Source organism: Streptomyces roseochromogenus subsp. oscitans DS 12.976, assembly GCF_000497445.1.
Lineage (GTDB): Bacteria > Actinomycetota > Actinomycetes > Streptomycetales > Streptomycetaceae > Streptomyces > Streptomyces oscitans.
Genome location: NZ_CM002285.1, coordinates 3,460,161 through 3,466,337, shown reverse-complemented (window position 1 = coordinate 3,466,337; position 6,177 = coordinate 3,460,161). Strand labels below are relative to the sequence as shown.

Annotated in this window: 6 protein-coding genes; 3 read left to right on the top strand and 3 right to left on the bottom strand. The window is 72.2% G+C overall.

Translation table 11 applies throughout. From position 1 onward, the window contains the following. Together M878_RS96355 and M878_RS64665 are read right to left on the bottom strand one after the other, a co-directional pair. The coding region (locus M878_RS96355; RefSeq protein WP_167345821.1) for an acyl-CoA carboxylase subunit epsilon at positions 1–64 on the bottom strand (64 nt) is incomplete at its 3' end. 24 nt (positions 65–88) lie between these two features. Further along, the gene (locus M878_RS64665) at positions 89–1,708 is read right to left on the bottom strand and encodes an acyl-CoA carboxylase subunit beta (RefSeq protein WP_023547154.1); all 1,620 of its coding nucleotides are present in this window, start codon (positions 1,706–1,708) and stop codon (positions 89–91) included. 110 nt (positions 1,709–1,818) lie between these two features. Here M878_RS64665 and M878_RS64660 point away from each other — a divergent pair, with 110 nt between their 5' ends. Next, positions 1,819–2,691, top strand: coding sequence for a biotin--[acetyl-CoA-carboxylase] ligase (locus M878_RS64660; RefSeq protein WP_023547153.1), 873 nt, complete (start codon positions 1,819–1,821; stop codon positions 2,689–2,691). 614 nt (positions 2,692–3,305) lie between these two features. Next, entirely contained in the window at positions 3,306–4,451 is a 1,146-nt protein-coding gene (locus M878_RS64655; protein WP_023547152.1) for an adenylate/guanylate cyclase domain-containing protein, read from the top strand. A gap of 13 nt (positions 4,452–4,464) precedes the next feature. On the opposite strand, the gene M878_RS64650 is transcribed toward M878_RS64655, so the two are convergent. Then, the gene (locus M878_RS64650; RefSeq protein WP_245238100.1) at positions 4,465–5,052 is read right to left on the bottom strand and encodes a hypothetical protein; all 588 of its coding nucleotides are present in this window, start codon (positions 5,050–5,052) and stop codon (positions 4,465–4,467) included. A 199-nt stretch (positions 5,053–5,251) separates the two neighbouring features. Between M878_RS64650 and M878_RS64645 the strand changes: the two genes are divergently transcribed. Then, positions 5,252–6,046: an enoyl-CoA hydratase/isomerase family protein gene (locus M878_RS64645; RefSeq protein ID WP_023547150.1), complete on the top strand. Its 795-nt coding sequence runs from the start codon at positions 5,252–5,254 to the stop codon at positions 6,044–6,046. Positions 6,047–6,177: the final 131 nt, after the last annotated feature.

Sequence of the window (6,177 nt, the reverse complement as noted above, 5' to 3'; positions counted from 1 at the left end):
CCACCGCCAGGGCGGCGGCCAGCTCCTCGGGGGTCGGGTTGCCTCGTACGACCTTGATGTTCATGACCGCTCCCAGGGTCCGCGGGGCCTAGAGGGGAATGTTGCCGTGCTTCTTCGGAGGCAGGGATTCCCGCTTCGTGCGCAGCTGACGCAGGCCGCGGACGATGTGGGCGCGGGTCTCGGACGGCATGATGACCGCGTCGATGTAGCCGCGCTCGGCCGCGACGTAGGGGTTGAGGAGGGCGTCCTCGTACTCCTGGATCAGCCGGGCCCGGGTGCCCTCGCCGTCCCCGGTGGACTCCGCCTCGGCGATGGTGCGGCGGTGCAGGATGTTGACCGCGCCCTGGGCGCCCATGACGGCGATCTGGGCGGTCGGCCAGGCCAGGTTGAGGTCGGCGCCCAGGTGCTTGGAGCCCATGACGTCGTAGGCGCCGCCGAAGGCCTTGCGGGTGATCACCGTGATGAGGGGGACGGTCGCCTCGGCGTAGGCGTAGATCAGCTTGGCGCCGCGGCGGATGATGCCGGTGTGCTCCTGGTCGACGCCCGGCAGGAAGCCCGGCACGTCCACGAAGGTCAGCACCGGGATGTTGAAGGCGTCGCAGGTGCGCACGAACCGGGCGCCCTTCTCGGACGCGTCGATGTCCAGGCAGCCGGCGAACTGCATCGGCTGGTTGGCGACGATGCCGACCGGGTGGCCCTCGACCCGGCCGAAGCCGGTGAGGATGTTCGGCGCGAAGAGCGCCTGGGTCTCGAAGAACTCGCCGTCGTCCAGGACGTGTTCGATCACCGTGTGGACGTCGTACGGCTGGTTCGCGCTGTCCGGGACGAGGGTGTCGAGTTCGCGGTCCTCGTCGTTGACGGCGAGGTCCGCCTCCTCCGGGAAGACTGGGGGCTCGGAGAGGTTGTTGGACGGCAGGTAGGAGAGGAGCTGCTTGACGTACTCGATCGCGTCCTTCTCGTCGCCCGCCATGTGATGGGCCACGCCGGAGGCGGTGTTGTGGGTGCGGGCGCCGCCCAGCTCCTCGAAGCCGACGTCCTCGCCGGTGACGGTCTTGATGACGTCCGGGCCGGTGATGAACATGTGCGAGGTCTGGTCGACCATGACCGTGAAGTCGGTGATCGCGGGGGAGTACACCGCGCCGCCCGCGCACGGGCCGACGACCAGGCTGATCTGCGGGATCACACCGGAGGCGTGGGTGTTGCGGCGGAAGATCTCGCCGTAGGCGCCGAGGGAGGCGACGCCCTCCTGGATGCGGGCGCCGCCGGAGTCGTTGATGCCGATGACCGGGCAGCCGGTCTTCAGCGCGAAGTCCATGACCTTGACGATCTTCTGGCCGTAGACCTCGCCGAGGGCGCCGCCGAAGACGGTGAAGTCCTGCGAGAAGACGGCGACCGGGCGGCCGTCGACGGTGCCGTAGCCGGTGACGACGCCGTCGCCGTAGGGGCGGTTGGCGTCGAGGCCGAAGTTGGTGGACCGGTGCCGGGCGAACTCGTCCAGCTCGACGAAGGAGCCCTCGTCGAGGAGGAGTTCGACGCGCTCACGGGCCGTCAGCTTGCCCTTGGCGTGCTGCTTCTCGACGGCGCGTTCCGAGCCGGCGTGCGTCGCCTCGTGGATGCGGCGCTGGAGATCCGCGAGTTTGCCCGCGGTCGTGTGGATATCGATCCCTTGAGTCTCGTGGATCTCTTGACGCTCTTCCGGCTCGGACATCGGGATGCGGCTCCCTGCCTGCTCAAAAGGGGGGACGGTTACTCATCCGTAGAGTAGTGCTGGGCCTGTGGGTCAGCAGTGCGGCGTTTCCCACACCTAGGGTGACTTGCATGACGCCGCACAATGCATCAGATGACAGCCGGGGCGACAGCCGCTGGTCCGATCTGGACCGCCCGCCCCTGAACGCCGCGGCACTGCGGCGTGCGCTGGTCCGGGAAGGCAGCCTGTACCGAGAGGTGGAGGTGGTGCGGCGCACCGGCTCCACCAACTCCGACCTCGCCGCGCGGGCCGTCGCCGGACAGGCCGACGAAGGGGCCGTGCTGGTGGCGGAGGAGCAGACCGCGGGCAAGGGGCGGCTGGACCGGCGGTGGACGGCGCCGCCGCGCTCGGGTCTCTTCTTCTCCGTGCTGCTGCGGCCCGCTCAGGTTCCGGTGGCCCGGTGGGGCTGGCTGCCGCTGCTCACGGGGGTCGCCGTGGCGAGCGGGCTGGCCCGGGTGGCGGGCGTGGACACGGCTCTGAAGTGGCCGAACGACCTGCTGGTGACGGTCGGGGGCGAGGAGCGCAAGGCCGGTGGCATCCTCGCGGAACGGGCCGGGGAGGACGGTGTGGTCATCGGCGTCGGCATCAACGTCACGCTGCGGGCGGACGAGCTGCCGGTGCCCCAGGCGGGCTCGCTGGCGCTGGCCGGGGCGGTCGCCACGGACCGGGATCCGTTGCTGCGGGCCGTGCTGCGGGCGCTGGAGGACTGGTACGGGCGGTGGCGGGCGGCGGGGGGTGACCCGGCGGCCTGCGGTCTGCAGGAGACGTACGCGGCGGGCTGCGCGACGCTGGGGCGTGCCGTGCGGGCCGAGCTGCCCGGGGAACGGGCGATTGTGGGCGAGGCCGTGGCCGTCGACGGCGACGGCCGCTTGGTCATCGCGACGGGGGAGGGGGTCCAGGAGCCTGTGGGGGCGGGGGACATCGTCCATCTTCGGCCTGCGTGAGGCGGAGGTGCCGTTCGTCCGCGGCTTGTGTGGGGGCGGGCGACATCGTCCATCTGCGGCTTGTGTGGGGTGGGGGTGTTGTGCGCCTGTGGCTTGTGTGGGGCGGGGGTGTCGTGCGCCTGTGGTCTGTGTGGGGCGGGCGTGGCGCGTGTCTGCGGGTTGTGTGGATGCCTGCGGGCGCCTCTGCGGGTGGGTGGGGGTGCGCGTAGCGCCCGGTGTGGGTTCGGGGTCGGGGTCGCGCCGGGGGGTGTCCGTCCTCGGTCGGGCGGTTCTGGGTCTTGGCGAGTGGCCCGGTGACTGACGCCCGCCGCTGCGGGCGGACACCCCCCGACACGTCCCCTTCCCGCCGTGCGCGGCTGCGGCACCATTCGGCCGACGGCAGGGCAGCTCCCCAAGGGGCGCGCACTCGGCGATGGTGGTGACACTTCCGGACATGGCCCGATGCGGGGTCTGGGGGAGCAGCCCCCGGGGGTTGGCCAGCAGCAACACCGGCCCGCGTACCCGGTACCGAGCACGTACCCCCGGCCGAACCCAACGGAGTGAGCTGGCGCACACCTGCCGTAGAGTTGAGCCCGGTCGATACCTGACCGCGGCAGATCGGAAGGGCAGCAGGCGTGACCGTCGACGACACGGGCTCCGGCGCGGACGCGGACGGCCGGGTGGACCCTCCCCAGGAGCGGGGGGACGCCCATGCCGCCGATCCCGGCGAGGACCCGCTGGCCCTGCGCCTCGAACAGCTCATCCTGGGCGCCGAGCGCCGCTACACCCCGTTCCAGGCGGCCCGCAGCGCCGGTGTCTCCATGGAGCTGGCGTCACGGTTCTGGCGGGCCATGGGCTTCGCCGACATCGGCCAGGCCAAGGCGTTGACGGAGGCCGACGTGCTGGCTCTGCGCCGGCTCGCCGGTCTGGTCGAGGCGGGGCTGCTCAGCGAGGCCATGGCGGTGCAGGTGGCCCGGTCCACCGGGCAGACGACCGCCCGGTTGGCTGAGTGGCAGATGGATTCCTTCCTGGAGGGCCTGACCGAACCGCCCGAGCCCGGCATGACCCGCACCGAGGTGACGTACCCGATCGTCGAGCTGCTCCTGCCCGAGCTGGAGGAGTTTCTGGTGTACGTGTGGCGGCGGCAGCTCGCCGCCTCGGCCGGGCGGGTGGTGCAGTCGGCCGATGACGAGGAGATGGTCGATCGGCGGCTCGCCGTCGGCTTCGCCGATCTGGTGGGGTTCACGCGGTTGACCCGCCGGATGGAGGAAGAGGAGCTCGGCGAGCTGGTCGAGGCCTTCGAGACCACCGCTGCCGACCTGGTGGCCGCTCGTGGCGGGCGGCTCATCAAAACCCTCGGCGACGAGGTGCTGTACGCGGCGGACGACGCCGGTACGGCCGCGGACATCGCGCTGCGGCTCGTCGAGACGCTGGCGAACGACGAGACCATGCCCGAGCTGCGCGTCGGCATGGCGTTCGGGACGGTCACCACTCGTATGGGTGATGTGTTCGGTACGACAGTGAACTTGGCCTCCCGGCTGACCTCGATAGCTCCCCGGGACGCCGTGCTGGTCGACAGCGCCCTGGCCGAGGAGCTGATCCGCTCCGGCGAGGCGCCCGCCTCCGAGGCGGAGGCGGCCGAGGCCGTGGCGGCCGCCGAGAAGGAGGGCGAGGAGCCGCCGGTGTACCGCTTCGCGCTCCAGCCGATGTGGCAGCGCCCGGTGCGCGGGCTCGGCGTGGTCGAGCCCTGGTTGCTGAACCGCCGCGACGGTCAGGCGTAGCCCTGTGGCGGCCCTAGTGGCCGGTGCCGCCGGGCAGGCTCACGCAGATGCCGAGCATCGGTACGCACAACCCGCCCGGATCGGGGGGCGTCGTGCTGTGGCTGGGCGCCGGGGTCGTGGGCGTGGGCCGGGTGGTGGTCGGCGGCGCGGCGGACGTCGGGTCCGAGGGGCGTGGGTTGGTGCCGGGTGCCGAGGCCGGAGCGGACGGGAGCGCGGTCGGTGTGGCGGTACGGCTGGACGGTGTCCCTGGTTCCGTACCGGTCCCGGGCCGGCCGGTGGTCGTAGGCACGAGGCTTCTGCCGCCCATGGCCGAGGTCGCCGAGGGAAGTGCGGTGGGGGCGGCGGTGGGAGTCGTGGCGGCGGTGTTCGTCGCGTGGTTGTCGCTCGCGCCCAGGCGGGGCTCGGCCTCCGCCGCGCCCGGGGAACCGGACCCCGGATCCGGTGTGACCCGGACCAGGCTGAGCACCCCCGCTGCCACGGCCAGACCGCCGGCGGCGAGCAGCAGCTTGCGGGGGCGCGGCTTGCGGTGGCGACCGCGCCGTACGACGGGCACGCCGGCTTCCGTATCGTCCGTACCGGACTGTGCAGATATCGGTGACATCGTTCCCCTCCCCGCCGCGCGCCGCGGGGCGCGCCGTGGCGGACGCACGCTATGCGGTCCTGTGGGCGATGTGGGGGGAGACGGGTGGGATGTCACTCGAACGGGCGTAGCCCCCTGGGGTTTCCCGGCGTCGGGTACGGCTGCGATGATCGGGCCCACAGGGAGTTAACCCGCGTTAACACGTGAGCCGGAGGGTGTCATGAGCGAGGAGCGGTTCGGGGAGTTCGTGCTGGTGCGGCGGCACGGGCCGGTCGCGGAGCTGGTGCTGGACCGGCCCAAGGCCATGAACGCCGTCTCCACGGAGATGGCCCGATCGCTCGTGGGCGCGTGTACGGCGCTGGCCGCCGACCGGGACGCGCGTGTGGTGGTCCTGACCTCGTCCCACGAGCGGGCGTTCTGCGTCGGGGCGGACCTGAAGGAGCGGAACTCCTTCAGTGACGCGGATCTTCTGCGGCAGCGGCCGGTGACCCGCGGGGCGTACACCGGGGTGCTGGAGCTGCCGATGCCGACGATCGCGGCGGTGCACGGGTTCGCGCTGGGCGGCGGTTTCGAACTGGCCCTGTCCTGCGACCTGATCGTGGCCGACCGTACGGCGGTGGTGGGGTTGCCGGAGGTGTCCGTGGGCGTGATCCCGGGCGGCGGCGGTACGCAGCTGCTGCCGCGGCGCGTGGGTGCCGCCCGGGCGGCCGAACTGATCTTCTCCGCGCGGCGGGTGGAGGCGGCGGAGGCGGCCGAACTGGGGCTGGTCGACCAGCTGGTGGACGAGGGGCGGGACGGGGAGGAGGCTCTGGCGCTGGCCGCGAGGATCGCCGGGAACTCGCCTGTCGGGCTCCGGGCCGCCAAGCGGGCGCTGCGGCTGGGGCACGGCCTGGATCTGCGGGCCGGCCTGGAGGTCGAGGACGCGGCCTGGCGCACGGTGGCCTTTTCGGCGGACCGGGCGGAGGGCGTGGCAGCCTTCAACGAGAAGCGCAAGCCGCAGTGGCCGGGCGAGTAGCGGCACTGCGGTTTCCCGGGGGCGCGAGGAACTGCGCGACAAGCCTCGACGTACCCGCACAGTCCGTCCACCTGTTCGCCCGGCCAATGTCCCCATTGCCGTAAATCCTCCCTAACCTGGAGTAATGGGTG

Excerpts from the sequence above, each read along its gene's own strand:
- M878_RS64645 (WP_023547150.1), top strand. The coding sequence starts at position 5,252 with ATGAGCGAGGAGCGGTTCGGGGAGTTCGTGCTGGTGCGGCGGCACGGG.
- M878_RS64665 (WP_023547154.1), bottom strand. The coding sequence starts at position 1,708 with ATGTCCGAGCCGGAAGAGCGTCAAGAGATCCACGAGACTCAAGGGATC.
- M878_RS64660 (WP_023547153.1), top strand. The coding sequence starts at position 1,819 with ATGACGCCGCACAATGCATCAGATGACAGCCGGGGCGACAGCCGCTGG.
- M878_RS64650 (WP_245238100.1), bottom strand. The coding sequence starts at position 5,052 with ATGTCACCGATATCTGCACAGTCCGGTACGGACGATACGGAAGCCGGC.